We start from the raw sequence: 20,176 nt of genomic DNA, 5'->3' as shown, positions 1-20,176 counted from the left end.
GGGGAGTGGAGTTCACCAAGGGCCACGGCACCGGCAACGACTTCGTCCTCCTTCCCGACCCGGACGGTCAGCTCGACCTGACTCCTGGGCTGGTCGCGGCGCTCTGTGACCGGCGTCGGGGCATCGGCGCGGACGGCGTCCTGCGGGTGGTCCGCGCGGCCAAGCACCCGGACGGCGCGGGCATGGCCGGCGAGGCCGAGTGGTTCATGGACTACTGGAACGCCGACGGCTCGTTCGCCGAGATGTGCGGCAACGGCGCCCGGGTGTTCGTGCGCTACCTGCTCGACACCGGCCTGGCCACGCCCGCCGGCGCGGCGCTGCCGGTGGTCACCCGGGCGGGCGTCGTGCGCGCGCTGGTCGAGGGCGACGCCGTGTCAGTGGAGATGCGCCGACCCCGGGTGTACGACAGTTCCGCCGCCACCCTCGGCGGGCTGACCCTGGCCGGTGCGGTGGTGGACGTCGGTAACCCGCATCTGGTCTGCGTGCTGCCGGCCGGCGTGGAGTTGTCGGCGCTGGACCTGACCGTCGCGCCGGGGTTCGACCCGGCGGTCTTCCCGAGCGGGGTGAACGTGGAGTTCATCGTGGCGGGCGACCCGGTCGACGGCACCGACGAACATTCCCTGATGCGGGTGTATGAGCGCGGCAGCGCCGAGACCCTGTCCTGCGGCACCGGTGCCTGCGCGGTGGGCGCGGTGGCGCTGCGCGACGCCGGCCGGGTCACCGGCGTGGTAGCCGTGGACGTGCCCGGCGGCCGCCTCACGGTGACTGTCACGTCGGACTCCTGCTGGCTCTCCGGCCCGGCCGTCCTGGTGGCCACCGGCGAGGTCGATCTCTCCACCCTGCCCGCCAACGTCTGACGCCGCGCTGTCTGCGCTGTCTGTCTGTGCGCGCTGTGCGCGCGTCGGCCGGCCGTCTGCCGTTGGCGTCCTTTGCTCTGCTTCAGCCCGCGAAACACCCGGTGTCCGGTAGTCGGACACGGGCCGTTTCCTTGGTTGAAGCAGAGCAAAGGACGGGAGACGACCTGTTCGCCCGGCCGTTCCTCGGCTCGCGGTGTCACACGCGGATGCCGGGCCTGTTCGTCACGGGGTGGCGCTGGCGTTCGCGGCGATCTCCGGCAGGTCTGCCGGGCCGGGGTCGGCGGCCGGCAGCGGGCTGGGGTTGTGCGCGGCGGCGCGGACGGCGGCGGCAACCGCCGGGGCGACCCGGGAGTCGAAGACGCTCGGCACGATCACCGTCGGGTTGATCTTCTCTTCGCCGACCACGTCCGCGATGGCCCGGGCGGCCGCGATGGCCATCTCCTCGGTGAACTCCTCGGCGTGCGCGTCCAACATGCCCCGGAACACCCCGGGGAACGCGAGCACGTTGTTGATCTGGTTCGGCTGGTCCGAGCGGCCGGTGGCGACCACGGCGGCGTGCTTGCGCGCCTCCCGCGGGTCGACCTCCGGGTCCGGGTTGGCCAGCGCGAAGACGATCGAGTCCTTCGCCATCTGCGCGATGTCATCGCCGGTGAGCAGGTTCGGCGCGCTGACCCCGATGAACACGTCGGCGCCCCGGATCGCGCCGGGCAGGTCACCGGAGTAGTTCTCCTTGTTGGTGTTCTCCGCCAGCCACTGCCACGCCGAGTTGAGCCCGGTCAGCCCACGGTGCAGGGCGCCCTCCCTGTCGTACGCGATGATGTCGCCGACGCCCTGGCGCAGCAGCAGCTTCATGATCGCGGTGCCGGCCGCGCCGGCTCCGGAGACGACCACCCGGACGTCCTCGAGCCGCTTGCCCACCACCCGCAGCGCGTTGGTCAGCGCGGCCAGCACGCAGATCGCGGTGCCGTGCTGGTCGTCGTGGAAGACCGGGATGTCCAGCGCCTCACGCAGCCGGGCCTCGATCTCGAAGCAGCGCGGCGCGGCGATGTCCTCGAGGTTGATGCCGCCGTAGGCCGGCGCGATCGCCTTCACGATCTGCACGATCTCGTCGGTGTCCTGGGTGTCCAGCACCACCGGCCAGGCGTCCACCCCGCCGAAGCGCTTGAACAGCGCGGCCTTGCCCTCCATCACCGGCAGCGACGCGGCCGGGCCGAGGTTGCCGAGGCCGAGCACCGCCGAGCCGTCACTGACCACCGCGACGGTGTTGCGCTTGATGGTCAGTCGCCGGGCGTCGGCCGGGTTCTCGGCGATCGCCATGCAGACCCGGGCCACCCCGGGGGTGTACGCGCGGGACAGCTCGTCGCGGTTGCGCAGCGCGACCTTCGAGGTCACCTCGATCTTGCCGCCCAGGTGCAGGAGGAACGTCCGGTCCGACACCTTGCGCACGTCAACGCCGTCCAGCGCGGTCAGCGCGTCGACCACCTGGTCGGCGTGACCGGCGTCGGCGGTGTCGCAGGTCAGGTCGACGATCACGTGGGTCGGGTCCGAGTCCACCACGTCCAGCGCCGTGACGATCGCACCGGCCTCGCCGACGGAGGTGGTGAGCCGGCCGATCGAGGATGCGTCCGCGGTCACGGCGATCCGGATGGTGATCGAAAATCCGGCGCTCGGCAGTCGGGTGATGGCCACGGGATCCCTCCGTAACGGCTGTGCGGCCGTTCGGCCGCCGCCCGCATTTCTACCGGGTTGTCGCGGCCGACCAGCATTCGCCCCCACTTTTGGCGACCTTCACCATGGGCATATAGCAGGTGCGTTCGGCGTTGTGTCATGTCAGGATTACGTTCTACTTATCAAAACGGACAGGAGAACCGCTTGCGAGACCAGGAGAGCTTTGTCCCCGTCGAGGACGAGCTCGACGACGTCACCACCGGCGAGATGGAGCTGTCAGAGCGGCAGTCCCTTCGACGCGTCCCGGGCCTGTCGACCGAGCTCACCGACGTCACCGAGGTGGAATACCGCCAGCTGCGGCTGGAGCGGGTCGTCCTGGTGGGCGTCTGGACCGAAGGCACAGTCACCGACGCGGAAAACTCGCTGACCGAGCTCGCCGCGCTGGCCGAGACCGCCGGTTCGCAGGTGCTCGAAGGGCTCATTCAGCGTCGGACCCGACCCGACCCGGCCACGTACATCGGCCGCGGCAAGGTCGACGACCTCGGTGCGGTGGTGCTCTCCACCGGCGCCGACACCGTCATCTGTGACGGTGAGTTGTCCCCGTCGCAGCTGCGCAACCTGGAGCAGCGCACCAAGGTCAAGGTCGTCGACCGCACGGCGCTGATCCTCGACATCTTCGCCCAGCACGCCAAGAGCAAGGAAGGTAAGGCGCAGGTCGAGCTGGCCCAGCTCGAATACCTGCTGCCCCGACTGCGCGGTTGGGGTGAGACGCTCTCCCGGCAGACCGGTGGTTCCGGCCGGGGCGGCGGCGCCGGCGGCGGTGTGGGTGTTCGTGGTCCCGGTGAGACAAAGCTGGAGACCGACCGGCGACGCATCCGTCACCGCATCTCCCGGCTGCGTCGCGAGATCAAGAGCATGAAGACGGTACGCGTGACCAAGCGCGCCCGGCGTTCCCGCAACGCCGTTCCCGCGGTGGCCATCGCCGGCTACACCAACGCCGGCAAGTCCAGCCTGCTCAACCGCCTGACCGGCGCGGGCGTGCTGGTGGAGAACGCTCTGTTCGCCACGCTGGACCCGACGACCCGCAAGGCCACCGCTTCGGACGGGCGGCTCTACACCCTCTCCGACACTGTCGGCTTCGTCCGGCACCTGCCGCACCAGATCGTCGAGGCGTTCCGCTCGACGCTGGAGGAGGTCGCGGAGGCGGATCTGGTGGTGCACGTCGTCGACGGCACCCACCCGGATCCGGAGGAGCAGGTCCGGGCGGTTCACGCGGTGCTCGCCGAGGTCAGCGCGGACCGGCTCCCCGAGCTGTTGGTGGTCAACAAGACCGACGCGGCCGACGAGGACACTCTGCTGCGGCTCAAGCGGCTCTGGCCGGACGCGATCTTCGTTTCCGCGTACTCCGGGCGGGGCATGGACGAGCTGCGCGCGGCGATCGAGGAGCGGCTGCCCAGCCCGGCCGTGGAGGTCCGGGCCGTGCTGCCGTACGACCGGGGTGACCTGGTTGCTCGGGCGCACCGCACGGGTGAGGTGCTCAGCACGTCGCACCTGCCGGAGGGCACCCTGGTGCACGTCCGCGTCGGTGCGGAGTTGGCGGCGGAGTTGGCGGCGTTCGACGTGGAGCGGCAGGGGCAGGCGGCCGGCAGCCGGTCCTGAGCGGCCACGGCGTCATCCATCGGAAACGCGTGGCATGCGACACTGGCCGAATGCGCCGCGTTGTTTCCTCGGTCACGGTTGCCCTCGGCCTGCTCGGGGCAACCGTGGCGCTCGCCGGAGTCGCCGTGGCGGCTCCCGCTCCCGGGTCGTCCGAGCCGCCCGCCGCCACTCCCGGCAAGAAGCGCTGCACGATCACCGATGAACGCCTGCGGGAGCTGTCCGGGCTGATCGCGACCAAGAGCGGCTTCATCGTCGTCAACGACGGCACCGAGGACGCGGCACGCAAGCGGGTCTTCTTCCTGGACAGCAAGTGCAAGATCTCGAAGGAGCCGGTCCGCTACTCGGGGCAGGGTCCGTTCGACACCGAGGATCTCGCCCTGTCCAAGGACGGCAAAACCCTCTGGATCGCCGACACCGGTGACAACCCCGACTCGAAGGAGCGCCGCAGCCGCGTCGCGCTCTGGTCGATGCCGGTCACCGGCGCCAAGCAGCCGACGCTGCATCGGCTCGCCTACCCCGAGGCCAAACCGCACGACGCCGAGGCGCTGCTCATCGGCGACGACGGAAAACCGCTGATCATCACCAAGGTGACCAGCGGAAAAGCCGAGATCTACACGCCGTCGGCCGCCCTGAAGACCGGTGACACCGACCCGGTGCCGATGCGTAAGGCCGGCGAGATCACGCTGCCGAAGACCCAGACGGAGAACACCCTCAACACGTTCGGCCGGATCGCCATCACCGGCGCGTCCCGGGCACCGGACGGCTCCCGGGTGGTCCTTCGCACCTACGCGGACGCCTTCGAGTTCGACGTGAGCGGTGGCGACATCGTGGGCGCGCTCACCAGCGGCAAGCCGCGGGTGACGCCGTTGGCCGACCCGTTCGGCGAGGCCATCAGCTACACCTCGGACGGGAAGTCGTTCCTCACCGTCTCCGACGCGGGCCGGTTCACCGAAGACGAGCCGCTCGACATCCTCAGCTACGCCCCGTCCAGTTCGACCGCCGTGCCCCTGGGTCCGGAGGAGGGCGGCAAGCCGGCCGCCTCGAAATCCTGGACCGACGGGCTGAGCCTCGACGACATCACGTACCTGGTCGGGGCGGTCGGGCTGATCGGCCTGCTGTTGGTGGCCGCCGGCATCTTCGGCATCGTCCGCGCGCGCCGTCGGCCGCCGACCGCTGACGAGTCCGACACGTCGGACCCGGATGGCGAGCCGTTCGGCCCGCGCGCGGGTCGTGCCGTCGACGGCTTCCCGGCCGACGACGATTTCAGGGGTGGTGTCTACGGGGGCGGCGCTCCAGCCGGCGGTGCGGTCTACGGCGGTGGTGCGGGCCGCGGCGGCCCGGCCCCGGCGGGTGGTGCCGTGTACGGCGGTGGCGGCCGGCCGGCCTCGGGTGGCGGCGGCTACGGTGCGGCGCGACCGGACGGAGGCGGTGCCGGTGTCTACGGCGGCGGACGTCCCCCGGCAGGTGGCGCGGGACGTCCCCCGGCAGGTGGCGGTCGTCCGCCGGCTGGTGGCGCCGCTCGTCCTCCGGTCAGTGGTGGCGGTCGTCCGCCGGCTGGTGGCGCCGGTCGCCCGCAGGGTGGCGGCGGTGGTCGTCCCCCGGCCGGTGGCGGTGGCCGTGCTGGCGGCGGCGTGTACGGCGCCGACGGCGTTCAGCCCGGTCGCGCGGAGCCGCCCCGGCGGGGTGGGCAGGAGCCCGACTACCGGGGCCAGCGGCCCGGTCGGCGACGTGACGACGACGCGCCCATCGACCCGTACGGGCAGTATCCCGGGGGCGGTCGTGGTCCCCGGGGCGACCGTTACTGATCGACGCTGAAGACGCTCACCCGCCCCTGCCGAGCGGTGCGGGTGAGCGCTGCCGGCACCCACCCGCCGATCGGTCAGATCCGCCGTAGCACCGCCACGACCCGGCCCATGATGGTGGCGTCATCACCGGGGATCGGGTCGAAGGCCGGGTTCTGGGGCATCAGCCAGACGTGCCCGTCGCGCCGCCGGTAGGTCTTCACTGTCGCCTCGCCGTCGAGCATGGCGGCCACGATCTCGCCGGAGTCGGCGGTCGGCTGCTGCCGGACGACCACCCAGTCGCCGTCGCAGATCGCCGCGTCGAGCATCGAGTCGCCCTTGACCTGGAGCATGAAGACCTCGCCCTCACCCACCAGCTCGCGGGGGAGCGGGAAGATGTCCTCCACGGCCTGCTCGGCGAGGATCGGCCCACCCGCTGCGATCCGACCGAGCATCGGCACGTACGCCGGGGTGGGTCGCTGTGCCCTCGACAGCTCGTCGTCGATCGCCTCGCTGGGGGCGCGCACGTCCACCGCGCGCGGCCGGTTCGGGTCGCGGCGCAGGAAGCCCTTCTTCTCCAGCTCCTTGAGCTGGTAGGCGACGCTGGACGGCGACACCAGGCCCACCGCCTCGCCGATCTCGCGAACGCTCGGCGGGTAGCCGTGTCGTTCCACCCAGTTGCGGATGAACTCCAGGATGCGGCGCTGGCGGGCGGTCAGGTCGACCGTCGCCGGGTCGGGGAAGGTGCTGACCACCGGGGTGACCGCGCGCACGGCGGGCTGGCCCGTCCGGCTCCGCGCGGCGCTGCGGCGTCGGGTGGCCGGGGGGCCCGCCTCGGTGATCTGCTGCGGGCTCTTCGGCCGGCTGGCCCGGTCCTCGGTCACGTCCGTCCTCCCTGGTCGGCGCTGGGTGCCTCGTCGGCTCGTGGTGCGTGCGGCGGTGCCACGTTGTTCATGACCGTATAGGTGAGATCAGTCATTTTCAAACATCTGTACGACCTCTCACCGGCGTGTCGGGGTGAAAAAGCACTCCGGTCGTACGGATGTTCTGATAAATGGTACGTCAGGTAGCACTGGTGTTCGATCGTCGACCGTTTTCCGGCCGGATCCGGCCGGCTGGCCGGTAACCCGGGCGGGGTCGTGACGTTGGGTCTTCGGGCGTTGTGCGGGGCATGGATGACCGGATGGTCCGTGACGCGCCGGACACGCCGGCCAACTTGACCCGGCTTCCCCGGCGACATACGGTCGACCCCTAGATGTAGTAGTGACACGGGCGTAAGTTGCCTACAGGTTGGGTCTGACTACCGACCGCACTCCCGTAACGTCGATCACGGCGGGCGTCATCCGAGGATGGCACCGTCGCGGTGAGGCGTGCCCGGGGGTGTCCGGTGTGCTCGCAGTTGATCATTTATTAGGAGGTGGGCGATGCGGTGTCCGTACTGCCGGCACGCTGACTCCCGGGTGGTCGACTCGCGGGAGGCCGACGACGGCCAGCTCATCCGACGGCGGCGTTCCTGCCCGGAGTGCGGCAAGCGGTTCACCACCGTCGAGGAGGCGGTCCTCGCTGTCGTCAAGCGCAGCGGGGTGACCGAGCCGTTCAGTCGCACGAAGATCATCGGCGGGGTGCGTAAGGCGTGCCAGGGCCGGCCGGTGGACGACGACTCACTCGCGCTGCTCGCGCAGCGGGTGGAGGAGACCGTCCGGGCCAAGGGGGCCGCCGAGATCCCCAGCCACGACGTGGGCCTGGCGATCCTGGGTCCGCTACGCGACCTGGACGAGATCGCCTACCTGCGGTTCGCCAGCGTCTACCGCTCGTTCGACTCGCTCGCCGACTTCGAGCGCGAGATCGAGACGTTGCGGGCCGCGGCGCGAGCCCGGGAGCAGGGCCGGGCCGATGCGGTTGAGGCCGCCGGCCGTACCAGCTGAGTCTTCACAGTTTTTCGAGAGATTGGGACGCGCGGTGGGGCACCGCGCAGACGAGGGGGGCGACGGCGTGACAACTAGCCGTTCACGAAGCAAGGCAGGCGCGGGGCTGAAGATCGACCGGGTGTGGACGGCCGAGGGGGTCCACCCGTACGACGAGGTTTCCTGGGAGCGCCGGGACGTCGTCATGACGAACTGGCGGGACGGCTCGATCAACTTCGAGCAGCGTGGGGTGGAGTTCCCGGAGTCGTGGAGCGTCAACGCGGCCAACATCGTCACCACGAAGTACTTCCGGGGCGCGGTGGGGACCCCGGAGCGCGAGTGGTCGCTCAAGCAGTTGATCGACCGGGTGGTCACCACCTACCGCACGGCGGGTGAGGAGTACGGCTACTTCGCCAGCCCGGCCGACGCCGAGGTGTTCGCGCACGAGCTGACCTGGATGCTGCTGAACCAGGTGTTCAGCTTCAACTCGCCGGTCTGGTTCAACGTCGGCACGCCGTCGCCGCAGCAGGTCAGCGCCTGTTTCATCCTGGCCGTCGACGACTCGATGGACTCGATCCTCGACTGGTACAAGGAGGAGGGGCTGATCTTCAAGGGCGGCTCCGGCTCCGGGGTCAACCTGTCGCGCATCCGCTCGTCCCGTGAGCTGCTCTCCTCCGGTGGCACCGCCTCCGGCCCGGTCAGCTTCATGCGTGGCGCGGACGCCTCCGCCGGCACCATCAAGTCCGGTGGCGCGACCCGCCGGGCGGCCAAGATGGTCATCCTCGACGTGGACCACCCGGACATCGAGGAGTTCGTGGTCACGAAGGCGCGCGAGGAGGACAAGATCCGCGCGCTGCGCGACGCCGGGTTCGACATGGACCTCGGCGGCTCCGACATCGTCAGCGTGCAGTACCAGAACGCCAACAACTCGGTCCGCGTCTCCGACGAGTTCATGTCGGCGGTCGAGAACGGTAAGGGCTTCGACCTGCGCGGCCGGCTGGACGGCTCGGTGATCGACACCGTCGACGCCAAGAAGCTGTTCCGCACGATCTCCCAGGCCGCCTGGGAGTGCGCCGACCCGGGCCTGCAGTACGACGACACGATCAACGACTGGCACACCTGCCCGGAGACCGGGCGGATCACCGCCTCGAACCCGTGCTCGGAGTACCTGCACCTGGACAACTCCTCGTGCAACCTCGCCTCGCTCAACCTGATGAAGTTCCTCCGCGCCGACGGTGGCTTCGAGGTGGAGAAGTTCGTCAAGTCCGTCGAGTTCGTCATCACCGCGATGGACATCTCGATCTGCTTCGCGGACTTCCCGACCGAGAAGATCGGTGAGACGTCCCGCGCCTACCGGCAGCTCGGCATCGGCTACGCCAACCTGGGCGCCCTGCTGATGGCCACCGGCCTGCCGTACGACTCGGACCAGGGCCGCTCGGTCGCCGCGTCGATCACGTCGCTGATGACCGGCACCGCCTACCGCCGCTCGGCGGAGCTGGCCGGCGTCGTCGGCCCGTACGACGGCTACGCCCGCAACGCCGAGCCGCACAAGCGGGTCATGCGCAAGCACGCTGCGGCCAACGACGAGATCAAGCCGACCAGCCCGGTGGCCACCGCGATCGTCCGCGAGGCGACCAAGCAGTGGACCCAGGGCAACAAGATCGGTGACAAGAACGGTTGGCGCAACGCGCAGGCGAGCGTCCTCGCCCCGACCGGCACGATCGGCTTCATGATGGACTGCGACACGACCGGCGTGGAGCCGGACCTGGCGCTGGTCAAGTTCAAGAAGCTGGTCGGCGGCGGCTCGATGCAGATCGTCAACCAGACCGTGCCGCGCGCCCTGCGCAGCCTCGGCTACCCCGAGGAGCAGGTCGAGGCGATCGTCGAGCACATCGCCGACCACGGCCACGTGGTGGACGCCCCGGGCCTCAAGCCGGAGCACTACCCGGTCTTCGACTGCGCCATGGGGGAGCGGACGATCGCCCCGATGGGTCACGTGCGGATGATGGCGGCCATCCAGCCGTTCGTCTCCGGCGCCATCTCCAAGACGGTCAACATGCCGGAGGCGGCCACCGTCGAGGACGTCGAGAAGATCTACTTCGAGGGCTGGAAGCTCGGCCTCAAGGCGCTGGCGATCTACCGGGACAACTGCAAGGTCGGCCAGCCGCTCTCGGTGGCCAAGTCCAACAAGGCCACCGAGCCGGCCGCCGTCGAGACCGCATCGGCCGCGCCGGCCGCGGTCGAGAAGGTCATCGAGTACCGGCCGGTGCGTAAGCGCCTGCCGAAGAAGCGCCCGTCCGAGACGGTCAGCTTCTCCGTCGGTGGCGCCGAGGGCTACCTGACCGCGTCGTCCTACCCGGACGACGGCCTCGGTGAGGTCTTCCTGAAGATGTCCAAGCAGGGCTCGACCCTGGCCGGCGTGATGGATGCCTTCTCGGTGGCCATCAGCATCGGCCTGCAGTACGGCGTGCCGCTGGAGACGTTCGTCAGCAAGTTCACCAACATGCGTTTCGAGCCGGCCGGCATGACCGACGACCCGGACGTGCGGATGGCGGCTTCGGTGATGGACTACATCTTCCGTCGCCTGGCGCTGGACTTCCTGCCCTACGAGCGCCGCGCCGAGCTGGGCATCTTCACCGCCTCGGAGCGCGCCGCGCAGCTGCGGGCCGAGGCCGACGCGGAGGCCGCCGCCGTCACCGGTGTCGAGCTCACCGCGATGGCGTCGTCCGCGCCGGTGGAGACCCCGGCCAAGCCGGAAGCTGTCGCCCAGCCGGCCCAGGAGATGGCCGACGTGGCCGCTGCCAAGCCGGCTCCGAGCGTGGGTTCCAGCACCGAGCTGCTGGAGGCCGTGATCGGCAAGGCCGCCGACGCGCCGCTCTGCTTCACCTGCGGTACGAAGATGCGCCCCGCCGGTAGCTGCTACGTCTGCGAGGGCTGCGGCTCCACCAGCGGCTGCAGCTGACGTACGCGAAACGCGGCGCTGCCCCGGTCTCCCTCGTCGGAGGCCGGGGCAGCGCTGTTTCCGGGTCCCCTGGAGGCTCGCGCGGGAGGGCATGTTGTCGGTGGCCGTGATGCCTGTGAGTCATCTTGATGACTCACAGGCATCACACTCGTCAGGGTGTTGCGCGGTGGGGCTGCCAGCTCAGCATCAAGTGATCTCGACGATGGCGGCGGAACCGGGCTACTGGCTTGCGCGCTCGGCGGCGCGCACGGCGTTGCGGAACAGCATCGCGACGGTGGTCGGACCGACGCCGCCGACCCGGGGCGTGATCGCGCCGGCGACCGCGGCGCACGCTTCGTCCACGTCCGGTAGGAGGCGCCGGCCCTCGTAGCGGACGCCGGCGCCGATGACGACGGCGCCGGGCTTGACGTGCTCGGGCTGGACGATCCCGGGTACGCCGGCGGCGGCGACGAGGATGTCGGCGCGGCGGGTGTAGCGGGCCCAGTCCGGCACGCCGGTGTGGACGACGGTGACGGCGGCGTTGGCGGTCGGGCGCTTCTGGGCGAGCAGCATGGCCAGGGGCCGTCCGAGAGTGGCGCCCCGGCCCAGGATGACGACCTCACGACCGGCGACGGGGATCTCGTGGTACGCCAGGAGGGCTTCGATGCCGGCGGGGGTGCACGGCAGCGGGCCGGGCAGGCCGACGGCGAGACGCCCCATGTTCAGCGGATGCATCCCGTCGACGTCCTTGTCCGGGTCGATGGTCTGCAGCGCCGCGTCGTAGTCCAGGTGCCCCGGCACGGGGTACTGCACGAGCAGCCCGTGCACGGCCGGATCGGTGTTGAACCGGGCGATGGCCTGGTGCAGTTCGGCCTGGGTGGCGGTGGCAGGCAGGTGCACGTGCGGGGAGGCGAACCCGAGCGCGGCGGCCTGACGCTGTTTGATGGCGATGTAACCGGCGCTGGCGTCGTCGTCGCCGACGAGGATGGTGGCGAGGCTCGGTGTGATGCCGCGGCTGCGCAGGCGGGCGACCGCGTCGGCGGTCTCGGCCAGGACGGCTTCGGCGACGGGTGCACCCGGCAGGAGCCGGGCCAGGCCCGACGGGGTGTGCTGTTCTGCGGATTGGCTGGTCGTGGTCATGACGGTTCCTCGACGCAGGCGCCCAGGCGGTCGACGCCCGCGAGAGGCTCCCCGATGGTTCCACCATCCCCGTGCCGCCAGTCGCCGGTGCTTCGATAATGCCGCATCACCAGGGCGGTTGCCCAACTGGACCAGCAGTGCCGCCCCATACGGGCCGGATGGTTCGGTAACACCCGCGCTCCGTCTGACGAAGAAGGGGTGTGAGGGCTACGAGGGAGGACGGCCTGTGAATGAGCCGAGCCACGCCGACGACGACATCTGCGGCATCGGAGCCGATCCGGTTGCCTTCGAGGTCTTCTACCGGCGGCACCTGGAGGCGGTGGGCCGGTTCGTGGCGCGGCGGGTCGACGACCCGCATCTCGCCGCCGACCTCACCGCCGACGTGTTCCTGGCGGTGATCGAGTCGGCGGCCGGCTACCGGCCGGACCGGGGTAGCCAGATCGGCTGGCTGTACGGGGTGGCCCGCAACGTCATCGGCGACGAGCGGCGTCGGGCGGCTCAACGGCTGCGGGTGACCGGCCGCCTGGCCGGACGGCGGGACCTGGGCCCCGATGACATCGCCCGCATCGAGGAGCGGATCGACGCAGAGTCGGCGGCCCGCCGCACCCATCGGGCGCTGAGCGAGCTGCCGGAGGGCACCCGGGCCCTTGTCGAACTCGTCGCCGTGGACGGCCTCAGCGTCGCGGAGGCCGCGACAGTGCTGGGGGTTTCGCCGGTCGCCGCTCGGGTCCGCCTGCATCGTGCCCGCCGCGTCGTCCGCGCCGTGCTCGCCCGCCCCGCCACCACCCTCGCCTGATGAGACGGAGATGACGATGCACGAGATCGAACGGTCGCCGCAGGGCTTCGAGGAGCGGCTCCTCAGGGATCTGACCGCACACGTCGCCGGGCGGGCCGAGATGGCGTCGGCGGCCCATCCCGAGGGGCGCCCTAGCCGCTTCCTGCGCGGTTGGCGCCTCGCCGGAGCGTTCGGGCTGGCGGTCGCGCTGACCGCCGGTGGTCTGGCGGTCCAGACGATGAGGCTGGGCGATCAGCCGCCGCCGACGGCCAGCGCGTCGGAGATCTTCCACCTGGCGGCCGACGCGGCCCGGCAGCAGCCGGAACTCACCGCCCGGCCCGAGCAGTACGTCTTCACGGAAACCCTGGCGACCGTCCGGGAGTTGCCGGACAGCGGCCCGTACCAGACCATCCGGAACCAACTGTGGCAGTCGGCTGGCGGAGTCGCGTACACGCAGGGTCGCTACCGACCGGAGACCGATCCGAACGGGTGGGGCGAGCTGAGGGTGCTCCGCATCGATGATCCCGCCGATCCCGAGAAGGAGCTCGACGCGTTCCAGCCGCCGGCGTACCACGGCGACCTGCCCACCGATCCGGACGAACTGCTTCGATACCTTCGGGAACACCCGGTCGACCTGCACCTTCCCGAAGGCGCCGACGAGGAGGCCGTGTACGGCGACGAGAGCATGGCGTACACCACCGCGTGGTCGATGCTCGACGGCTACGTGCCGCCCCGAGCGCTGGCGGCGCTGTTCGAAGTGCTGGCACGGCAGCCCGGAGCGGTCGTCATATCGGGTGACGTGGTGGACGTCGCCGGCCGGCACGGGGTGGCGATTCGGATGCCCGGTGTGATCGGCGGCAACCTGGATCTCATCTTCGATCGGGACTCCCACGTCTACCTTGGCACCCGTAATTCGGTGGTGCGTAACGGCAAGGAGTCACTGGAGTCGGCTGCCGCGCTCCTGCGGATCGCCATCGTCGACCGGCCGGGCCAGCTGCCGTGAGCGGGCCGGCCACGGCGGACCGGTCAGGGCTGGGCGAACAGGGGGCCGTAGTTCGAGCGGAACATCTGCTCGCCGAGGCGGCGCATCACCAGGTCGCGCAGCGCGGGCGGGAGCCCGGTGGCCTTGTCCCGGCGGTGGGTCTGGCTGAGCACCCAGTTCGTACGGGGGCGCCGCCGCGCCTCGAAACCCCGCAGCGCGTCGGCGACGGAGTCGGAGTTGGCCAACGACGAGGCGAGCACGACGGCGTCCTCCACTGCCATCGCCGCGCCCTGGGCCATGTTCGGTGAGGTGGCGTGGGCGGCGTCGCCGATCAGCAGCACCGGCCCCCGGGACCAGGAGTCGAGCACGACCTCCTGGTTCGGCCCGGCGTGCAGGGTGCTGTCGTCGTAGTCGAGGGCCTTGAGCATGGTGGCCGCCGGCTCGGTGAACGTCGCGGCCAGCTCGTCGCGCCAGCCGGGCCGGTCGGCCACCGGGCCGTCGTTGTAGTAGCAGTACGTCTGCTCGGCGCTGATCGGGATCGTCAGGAACTGCCTGCCGCGCCCCAACTGCACCGACCAGACCGGCTCGTCGTCGATGCGGGGAGCGACCCAGCGGTACGCGTACTGGCCGAGGTCGCGGGCGGCCTGGCCGTCGAAGGCGAGCCGGCGGACCGTCGAGTTCACCCCGTCCGCGCCGAGCACCAGGTCGTACCGTTGGGTGTTGTTGTCGTCGAACTCGACGGCGACCTGGTCGCCCTCCGGAAGGAGCGCGACCGGCTGGCGGCCCCAGCGGATCGGGGCGTCGCCGACGCCGTCGAGCAACGCCCGGTGCAGCTGCGCCCGGGGCAGCGACACGCACGGCCCGACGCCCTGCCACAGTGCGGCCACGTCGATGTCGAAGAGGCGACGCCCGCGCTGGTTGGCGCTGCGCTGCCGGCTGATCTCCACGGCGACGTCGGCGACCGACTCCCGCAGACCGAGTACGTCGAGCATCCGGGTCGCGTTGCCGGTGAGGTAGATCCCGGTGCCGGAGTCGGTCGGCCCGGGCGCCCGCTCGACGACGTCGATCGTCGCGCCCCACTCGCGCAGCGCGGCCACCGCCGCCAGGCCGGCGACACCTCCGCCGACGATCAGTACCCGTACACCGTCACCCCGCACGACACTTTCCTCCCCGTTGCCCTGGCCCGAACCCCCGCTGAGCTGCTGCTCAACGGTCCGACCGCCGCCGCACTCTATGAGGCGGGTGAGTCAGCGCACGGGAATGGGGGCTGAATTTCCGAGGAATGGGCTGCGACGATGAGGGCATGACGACCGCTGGGACGTACGCCGAGTTCAGCAGCCGCGAGGCGCGCGGGGTGTCGCCCACGTACGAGCGACTGTCGCAGGCCGTCGCCCGCGACGACGACCTGCTCACCCTGCTCGACAGGCTTCCGCCGGCCAAGCGGCAGCCGAATCTGCTGTTCGGCGTCGTCCGCTGGCTCGGCGGCCCGGTGAACGACCCGGTCACCTTCCACGACTTCGTGGTGACGCACTGGCCGGCCATCGAAGCGGAACTGCTCACCCGGGCCACCCAGACGAACGAGGCGGGCCGGTGCGCGGTCCTGCTGCCGGTGCTCGCCGCGTTGCCGCAGCCTCTGGCCCTGCTGGAGGTCGGCGCGTCGGCCGGGCTCTGCCTCTACCCCGACCGGTACGCGTACCGGTACGGCGATCATGAAGTCGGCTCCGGTGAGCCGGTCCTCGACTGCGCGGCCAACGGGTTGGTGCCGCCGGCAGGCGTACCCCGGGTGGTGTGGCGGGCCGGCCTGGACCTCAACCCGCTCGACGTGACCGACCCCGACGACGTGTCCTGGTTGGACGCGCTGATCTGGCCGGAGCACGGCCACCGACGGGCCCGGCTGCGGGCCGCGGCGGAGGTCGCCGCGGCCGACCCGCCGCTGCTGGTCCGCGGCGACCTGGTGGACGACCTGCCGGCGCTGGCCGCGCGGGCGCCGACCGACGCGACGCTCGTGGTTTTCCACACGTCAGTGCTCTACCAGGTGCCGCCGCCACGCCGGGACGCGTTCGTCCGGTTGGTCCGCGAGCTGCCCGGGCACTGGGTCGCGAACGAGGGGCCGGAGGTGCTCCGGTACGACGGGCTGCCCGCCCCGCCGAGCGATGCGCTGCACAACGTCCTTGCGCTCGACGGGAAACCGCTGGCCTGGGCCAGAGGCCACGGTCAGGCGATGACCTGGTTCGGCTGACGCCGCCAAGCCGGCCCGACCGCCAAGCCGCCCGGGGCCCGGTCAGCTCAACGAGCCGGCTGGGGCATCCGGGCGCGCAGGGCTCGGATGAACCAGTCCACCGCCGGTGCCGTCGCATCGCCGGTCGACCAGCCGTTGACCACCGCCAACAGGTCGAGGTAGCGGTCCCGGCGGGGGTCGTTGGCCGGAACCAGCCGGTCGAGCAACCGTCGACGCAGGTCGGCGTCGTCCGGGTGACAGTGCAGGTTCGCGTACCGGCCGGTGACGGCCGCCACCACCGGATCGGCGTCCGGGCTGGTCGGGTCGAGACCGGCCGCGAGGGCGGGGGCCACCGCGTCCCGGACCACCGCGACGGCGCCCGGGCGGGGCAACCCCGGCACGTCGTGGTCGGCGGCGTGCTGTCGGGCCAACCGCCGCATCCGGGCTCGGAAATCCGGCTCCTGGCACAGCTCGGCCAGCTCCAGCCACGCCTCGACCTGCTCGATGCTGGGGTCGTCCGGAAGCTCCGGTGTCATCGAGACGATCACACCCGGGTACGCGGGCTGGTCGCCGAGGCCGGCGAAGACGCTGTCCAGGAAGTCGGCCACCAACTGCCCCCGTTCCCGGGTGGTGAGCCGGGCCAGCCGGTGCAGCTCGTCCACCTCGGCCGGGCCGGAACCGCGCCTCGCCGCGACGGTGAGCACCGCCTGGCGCAGCCGCAGCACCCGGATCTGCACGGCCAACGCCTCGGCGTGTGCGGCGGCCACCTCGGGCACTGTCACCTCCTGGTCCACCACCCGCCGGATGGTGGCCAGGTCCAGGCCCAGGTCACGCAGCGTCCGGACCAGCTCCAACCGGGCCACGGCCTCCGGGCCGTACCGCCGGTAGCCGGCCGGGCTCCGGTCCGTCGGTGGCACGATCCCGCTGTCGGCGTAGTACCTGATGGTCTTGACGCTCAGGCCCGTCCGCCGGGCCAGCTCGCCGATCGTGTGACGCGTCTCCCCGTTCATGCCCCCACCCTCGTGTCTCCCCCCGGTGGAGACTCAAGCACCATCCGAGCCGGCGAGGAACGCCACGACCGTCGCGGTGAACGCCCCGGCGTCGTCGAGCCACGGGTAGTGCCCGGCGCCCTGCTGGACGGCCAGCTCGGCGCGTGGACTCAGCTCGGCGAACTGGGCCACCAGGCCCGGCGGTGCGGCCAGGTCGACAGCACCGGCGAGCAGCAGCACCGGACCTCGATGTGCGGCGAGCACCGCACGAGTGGCCGGCGGATCGAAGGCGCCTTCGGAGCTGAAGACCCGCGCCAGCTCCTCGTTGCGCTGGCCGGACTCGGCGGCCTGGTGGACCCGAGCGGCCGTGTCCCACCGGCCGTACAGGAACGGCGCGATCTCCTGCGCGGCGGCTGGCCCGGCCCGACCCGCGAGGATGGACTCCAACGCTGCTGCTGCCACCGGAAACCATGGCTCGCCGGCCCGGGCCTGGGTGACCTCCTGACGCTGCGCTGCTGTCACCTCCAGCCCGACCGCTCGGATGCTCGGGGTGACCAGCGCGAGTCGGCCCACCCGATCGGGATGCCCGGTCAGGTACCGCAGAGCCAGGTTGGCGCCGGCGGAGTGCCCCAGCAGATCCAGCCGGTCGAGGCCCAGGTGCCCGCGCAGCGCCTCCACATCGTCGACCAGGCGGTCGCAGCGGCACGTCGAGACATCCACCGGGGCCGCCGACCGGCCGGTGCCCCTCGGATCGAGGATGACCAGCGTCCGGTGGGCGCCCAGACCGCCGAGGTCACCGAGGTACGCGGAGTCGCGCATCGGGCCGCCCGGCAGACAGACCAGTGGGTCTCCGGTTCCGACGGTCCGGTACGCGAGCGTGGTCCCGTCGATCGCGTCGAAGGTGACGGTCATCGTCAGCGGACCCGCTCGTGACGGAGCAGGACCACGCCGTTGCCGAAGACGCGGCTCTCCACAAGTCGCAGGCCGGTCGGGGCGTCCGCCTCGGGGAAGAGTCGGCGGCCCCGACCGACCAGCACCGGGTGGACGTAGATCCGGTACTCGTCGATCAGGTCGTGCCGAGCGAACGTCGCGGCCAGGTCGGCCCCGCCGAGCGCCAGGTCGCCGCCCGGCTCGGCGGTGAGCCTGCGGACCTGCTCGACGTCGACCTCGCGCATGACAGTGGCGTTCCAGTCGGCGTGGTCGAGCGTGCGCGAGTAGACGATCTTCGGCATGTCCCGCCAGATGCGGGCGAACTCGCGCTCCGGGCCGCTGGCGGTCGGGTCCTGATCGGCGGTCGGCCAGTAGGCGGCCATCAGCTCGTGGCTGACCCGGCCGCTGAGGAACCCGCCCATCGGGGCGATCACGTCGTTGAAGTGCTGGTGCAACTCCTCGTCGACCTGGTGCCAGCCGATGTCGCCGCCCGGGCCCTCGAAGAAACCGTCCAACGACACGCTCATCTGCACAACGATCTTCCGCATGGTTCCCCTCAGTACGCGTTGACGGGTGTCGAACCCGATCGTCGTCGGACCGTACGACGAAACAGCCACCCGCCGCGACGACGCCGGGGGCATGTCGGACATCCAGGCGGGGGGAGGCCGACCACGAACCGTCCCTAGACTGCTGCGGGTGACCGGAGAGCGACGACCCCTGGCCGACCGGGCGCTCACCGAGCCGCACCCGTCCCGGCTGCCGTCCGACCATCCCGACCGGGCCCGGATCCTCGCCGCGCACACCGCCGCGCTGGCCGCCGGTGAGGCCGGCTACCTCGACCCGGCGAGCGGGCTGTTCGTGCTCAGCGCCGCTTTCCTGGCCCGCCGTGGCACGTGCTGCGGGCGCGGCTGCCGGCACTGTCCGTACGTGGACGATCCACCGTCGGAATAGGCGTCAACGAGGACTTCCGCGCGACACCGACACCCCGTACGGTGTCCGACGGACATCCGGCGGGCGCCTTCCGCCGTCGGTCGGCGAGAGGGTGGGACGTGCGCGGTCGGATCGTGGTCGTCGGGCTGGCCGGGTTGCTGGTGAGCGGCTGCGCGGACGAGGCGGAGCCGGTGGCGGTGCCGCCGCCGGTGCCGATCACGGTGGACGCGGCGGCGGCCTCCTCGGGCGGCGCCTGCCGTCTGCTGGACTTCACGGTGATCGAGCAGGTGGTGAAGGTCCGCTTCGACGTGGCGGCGGCCAGCGAACAGGGTGACACCCACACCTGCGTGGTCCGGGCCTCCGGCGCGACCCTGCCGGAGTTGACGCTCAGCGTGACCGAGACCACGATCGACAAGACCAGCTTCGGCGCGGACGTGGTGCCGGACAAGGCGGCGAAGGTCACCGGGCTGGGCCAGCAGGCGTACAAGCGGACCACCGCCGCGGCGAGCGGGCGGGGGCCGGTCGCCGAGGTGGGCTGGCTGGCCGGCGATGGGCGGCTGGCAACGGTGAGTTGGACCGCGGCCCGGGGCAGTGAGCGCTCGGCGGTGGAGAAGCTGACCGGGGATCTGGCCGCGCTGGCCAAAAAGGTGGACACCCGGGCGTTGTGACGCCCGGGTGCCCGGTTGGTCAGTTGGCGGCGACGAAGACCCGGGAGGCGACCTCGCGGGGCAGTCGCACCCGGTCGCCGGAGCGGTCGATCGACACCCCGTCGCGCTCCTGGGCCACTGTCACAGTGGCGCCCGGGTCGACACCGGCGGCGTGTAGTTGGCGCAGCACGTCGGCGTCCTTCTGCACGCTCTCGCAGATCCGGCGCACCACGACCGGCCCGGACAGGCCGGGGAAGGCCAGGTTGCGCTCGCCCTCAGCGACGTCGGTGGTCTCCGCAGCGGGTGAACCCAGCTCCTGGAGCCCGGGGATCGGGTTGCCGTACGGGGAACGGGTCGGCCGGTTGAGCAGGTCGTAGACCCGCTTCTCCACTGCGTCGCTCATCACGTGCTCCCAGCGGCAGGCCTCCTCGTGGGCCTCCTCGTAGGGCATCCCGATGACGTTGACCAGCAGCAGTTCGGCGAGGCGGTGCTTGCGCATCACCGAGACGGCGCTGCCGCGACCCAGGGCGGTGAGCGTCAGGTGCCGGTCCCCCTCGACGGTGAGCAGGCCGTCGCGCTCCATCCGGGCGACGGTCTGGCTCACTGTGGGGCCACTCTGCTGCAGCCTCTCGGCGATCCGGGCACGCAGCGGCGGCACCCCCTCCTCTTCCAACTCAAGGATGGTGCGCAGGTACATTTCGGTCGTGTCGACCAGGTCGTGAGACTTCATAAGGTCAGCGGCCCTCCGGTGCACG

Annotated in this window: 18 protein-coding genes; 10 read left to right on the top strand and 8 right to left on the bottom strand. The window is 71.3% G+C overall.

Features of this window, described 5'->3' with window-relative positions; translation table 11 throughout:
• Positions 1 to 5: 5 nt before the first annotated feature.
• On the top strand, positions 6 to 857 hold the full coding sequence (gene dapF, locus OH804_RS20325; protein WP_406058842.1) for a diaminopimelate epimerase: 852 nt from the start codon (positions 6 to 8) through the stop codon (positions 855 to 857).
• Positions 858 to 1,079: 222 nt separating this feature from the next.
• Here the strand turns inward: dapF and OH804_RS20320 are convergent, their stop codons facing one another.
• Positions 1,080 to 2,546: an NAD-dependent malic enzyme gene (locus tag OH804_RS20320; RefSeq protein WP_196921665.1), complete on the bottom strand. Its 1,467-nt coding sequence runs from the start codon at positions 2,544 to 2,546 to the stop codon at positions 1,080 to 1,082.
• Positions 2,547 to 2,729: 183 nt separating this feature from the next.
• Here OH804_RS20320 and hflX point away from each other — a divergent pair, with 183 nt between their 5' ends.
• Together hflX and OH804_RS20310 are read left to right on the top strand one after the other, a co-directional pair.
• Positions 2,730 to 4,184, top strand: coding sequence for a GTPase HflX (gene hflX, locus OH804_RS20315; protein ID WP_196921666.1), 1,455 nt, complete (start codon positions 2,730 to 2,732; stop codon positions 4,182 to 4,184).
• A gap of 50 nt (positions 4,185 to 4,234) precedes the next feature.
• Entirely contained in the window at positions 4,235 to 5,989 is a 1,755-nt protein-coding gene (locus tag OH804_RS20310) for a hypothetical protein (RefSeq protein WP_406058840.1), read from the top strand.
• Between the two features lie 74 nt (positions 5,990 to 6,063).
• On the opposite strand, the gene lexA is transcribed toward OH804_RS20310, so the two are convergent.
• Positions 6,064 to 6,849, bottom strand: a complete 786-nt coding sequence (gene lexA, locus OH804_RS20305; RefSeq protein ID WP_112586701.1) for a transcriptional repressor LexA — start codon at positions 6,847 to 6,849, stop codon at positions 6,064 to 6,066.
• A gap of 540 nt (positions 6,850 to 7,389) precedes the next feature.
• Between lexA and nrdR the strand changes: the two genes are divergently transcribed.
• Together nrdR and OH804_RS20295 are read left to right on the top strand one after the other, a co-directional pair.
• Complete coding sequence (gene nrdR, locus OH804_RS20300; RefSeq protein ID WP_091400542.1) at positions 7,390 to 7,890, top strand: transcriptional regulator NrdR; 501 nt, start codon at positions 7,390 to 7,392, stop codon at positions 7,888 to 7,890.
• Positions 7,891 to 7,957: 67 nt separating this feature from the next.
• Complete coding sequence (locus tag OH804_RS20295) at positions 7,958 to 10,831, top strand: vitamin B12-dependent ribonucleotide reductase (protein WP_406058837.1); 2,874 nt, start codon at positions 7,958 to 7,960, stop codon at positions 10,829 to 10,831.
• A gap of 219 nt (positions 10,832 to 11,050) precedes the next feature.
• Here the strand turns inward: OH804_RS20295 and OH804_RS20290 are convergent, their stop codons facing one another.
• Positions 11,051 to 11,950 carry a bifunctional 5,10-methylenetetrahydrofolate dehydrogenase/5,10-methenyltetrahydrofolate cyclohydrolase gene (locus tag OH804_RS20290; RefSeq protein ID WP_406058835.1) on the bottom strand — a complete coding sequence of 300 codons (900 nt, stop codon included), beginning with the start codon at positions 11,948 to 11,950 and terminating at the stop codon, positions 11,051 to 11,053.
• Between the two features lie 226 nt (positions 11,951 to 12,176).
• Between OH804_RS20290 and OH804_RS20285 the strand changes: the two genes are divergently transcribed.
• Together OH804_RS20285 and OH804_RS20280 are read left to right on the top strand one after the other, a co-directional pair.
• Entirely contained in the window at positions 12,177 to 12,746 is a 570-nt protein-coding gene (locus tag OH804_RS20285; protein ID WP_196921670.1) for an RNA polymerase sigma factor, read from the top strand.
• 10 nt (positions 12,747 to 12,756) lie between these two features.
• The gene (locus OH804_RS20280) at positions 12,757 to 13,728 is read left to right on the top strand and encodes a CU044_5270 family protein (RefSeq protein WP_406058833.1); all 972 of its coding nucleotides are present in this window, start codon (positions 12,757 to 12,759) and stop codon (positions 13,726 to 13,728) included.
• Positions 13,729 to 13,751: 23 nt separating this feature from the next.
• Here the strand turns inward: OH804_RS20280 and OH804_RS20275 are convergent, their stop codons facing one another.
• Positions 13,752 to 14,864: an FAD-dependent monooxygenase gene (locus OH804_RS20275; RefSeq protein WP_406058831.1), complete on the bottom strand. Its 1,113-nt coding sequence runs from the start codon at positions 14,862 to 14,864 to the stop codon at positions 13,752 to 13,754.
• 146 nt (positions 14,865 to 15,010) lie between these two features.
• Here OH804_RS20275 and OH804_RS20270 point away from each other — a divergent pair, with 146 nt between their 5' ends.
• Positions 15,011 to 15,946 carry a DUF2332 domain-containing protein gene (locus OH804_RS20270; protein WP_406058829.1) on the top strand — a complete coding sequence of 312 codons (936 nt, stop codon included), beginning with the start codon at positions 15,011 to 15,013 and terminating at the stop codon, positions 15,944 to 15,946.
• A 47-nt stretch (positions 15,947 to 15,993) separates the two neighbouring features.
• Here OH804_RS20270 and OH804_RS20265 read toward each other — a convergent pair whose 3' ends face one another.
• Genes OH804_RS20265 through OH804_RS20255 form a run of 3 tightly spaced genes read right to left on the bottom strand, consistent with a single transcriptional unit; the run spans position 15,994 to position 18,392 of the window.
• A complete protein-coding gene (locus OH804_RS20265) occupies positions 15,994 to 16,935 on the bottom strand; it encodes a MerR family transcriptional regulator (RefSeq protein WP_406058827.1) in 942 nt (313 codons plus the stop codon).
• A 33-nt stretch (positions 16,936 to 16,968) separates the two neighbouring features.
• The gene (locus OH804_RS20260) at positions 16,969 to 17,826 is read right to left on the bottom strand and encodes an alpha/beta fold hydrolase (protein ID WP_406058825.1); all 858 of its coding nucleotides are present in this window, start codon (positions 17,824 to 17,826) and stop codon (positions 16,969 to 16,971) included.
• Between the two features lie 2 nt (positions 17,827 to 17,828).
• Positions 17,829 to 18,392 (bottom strand): dihydrofolate reductase family protein, encoded by a 564-nt coding sequence (locus tag OH804_RS20255; protein WP_196921674.1) that lies wholly within the window; start codon positions 18,390 to 18,392, stop codon positions 17,829 to 17,831.
• A gap of 148 nt (positions 18,393 to 18,540) precedes the next feature.
• Between OH804_RS20255 and OH804_RS20250 the strand changes: the two genes are divergently transcribed.
• Together OH804_RS20250 and OH804_RS20245 are read left to right on the top strand one after the other, a co-directional pair.
• Positions 18,541 to 18,795 (top strand): DUF5522 domain-containing protein, encoded by a 255-nt coding sequence (locus OH804_RS20250; RefSeq protein ID WP_406058823.1) that lies wholly within the window; start codon positions 18,541 to 18,543, stop codon positions 18,793 to 18,795.
• 98 nt (positions 18,796 to 18,893) lie between these two features.
• A complete protein-coding gene (locus OH804_RS20245) occupies positions 18,894 to 19,442 on the top strand; it encodes a hypothetical protein (RefSeq protein WP_406058821.1) in 549 nt (182 codons plus the stop codon).
• A gap of 19 nt (positions 19,443 to 19,461) precedes the next feature.
• Here OH804_RS20245 and OH804_RS20240 read toward each other — a convergent pair whose 3' ends face one another.
• Entirely contained in the window at positions 19,462 to 20,151 is a 690-nt protein-coding gene (locus OH804_RS20240) for a metal-dependent transcriptional regulator (RefSeq protein WP_196921677.1), read from the bottom strand.
• Positions 20,152 to 20,176: the final 25 nt, after the last annotated feature.

It is taken from the genome of Micromonospora sp. NBC_00860 (assembly GCF_045207375.1).
GTDB classification, from domain to species: Bacteria; Actinomycetota; Actinomycetes; order Mycobacteriales; family Micromonosporaceae; genus Micromonospora; species Micromonospora vinacea.
The sequence above is the reverse complement of the archived record's forward strand: the minus strand, read 5'-3'. Positions and strand labels throughout refer to the sequence as shown.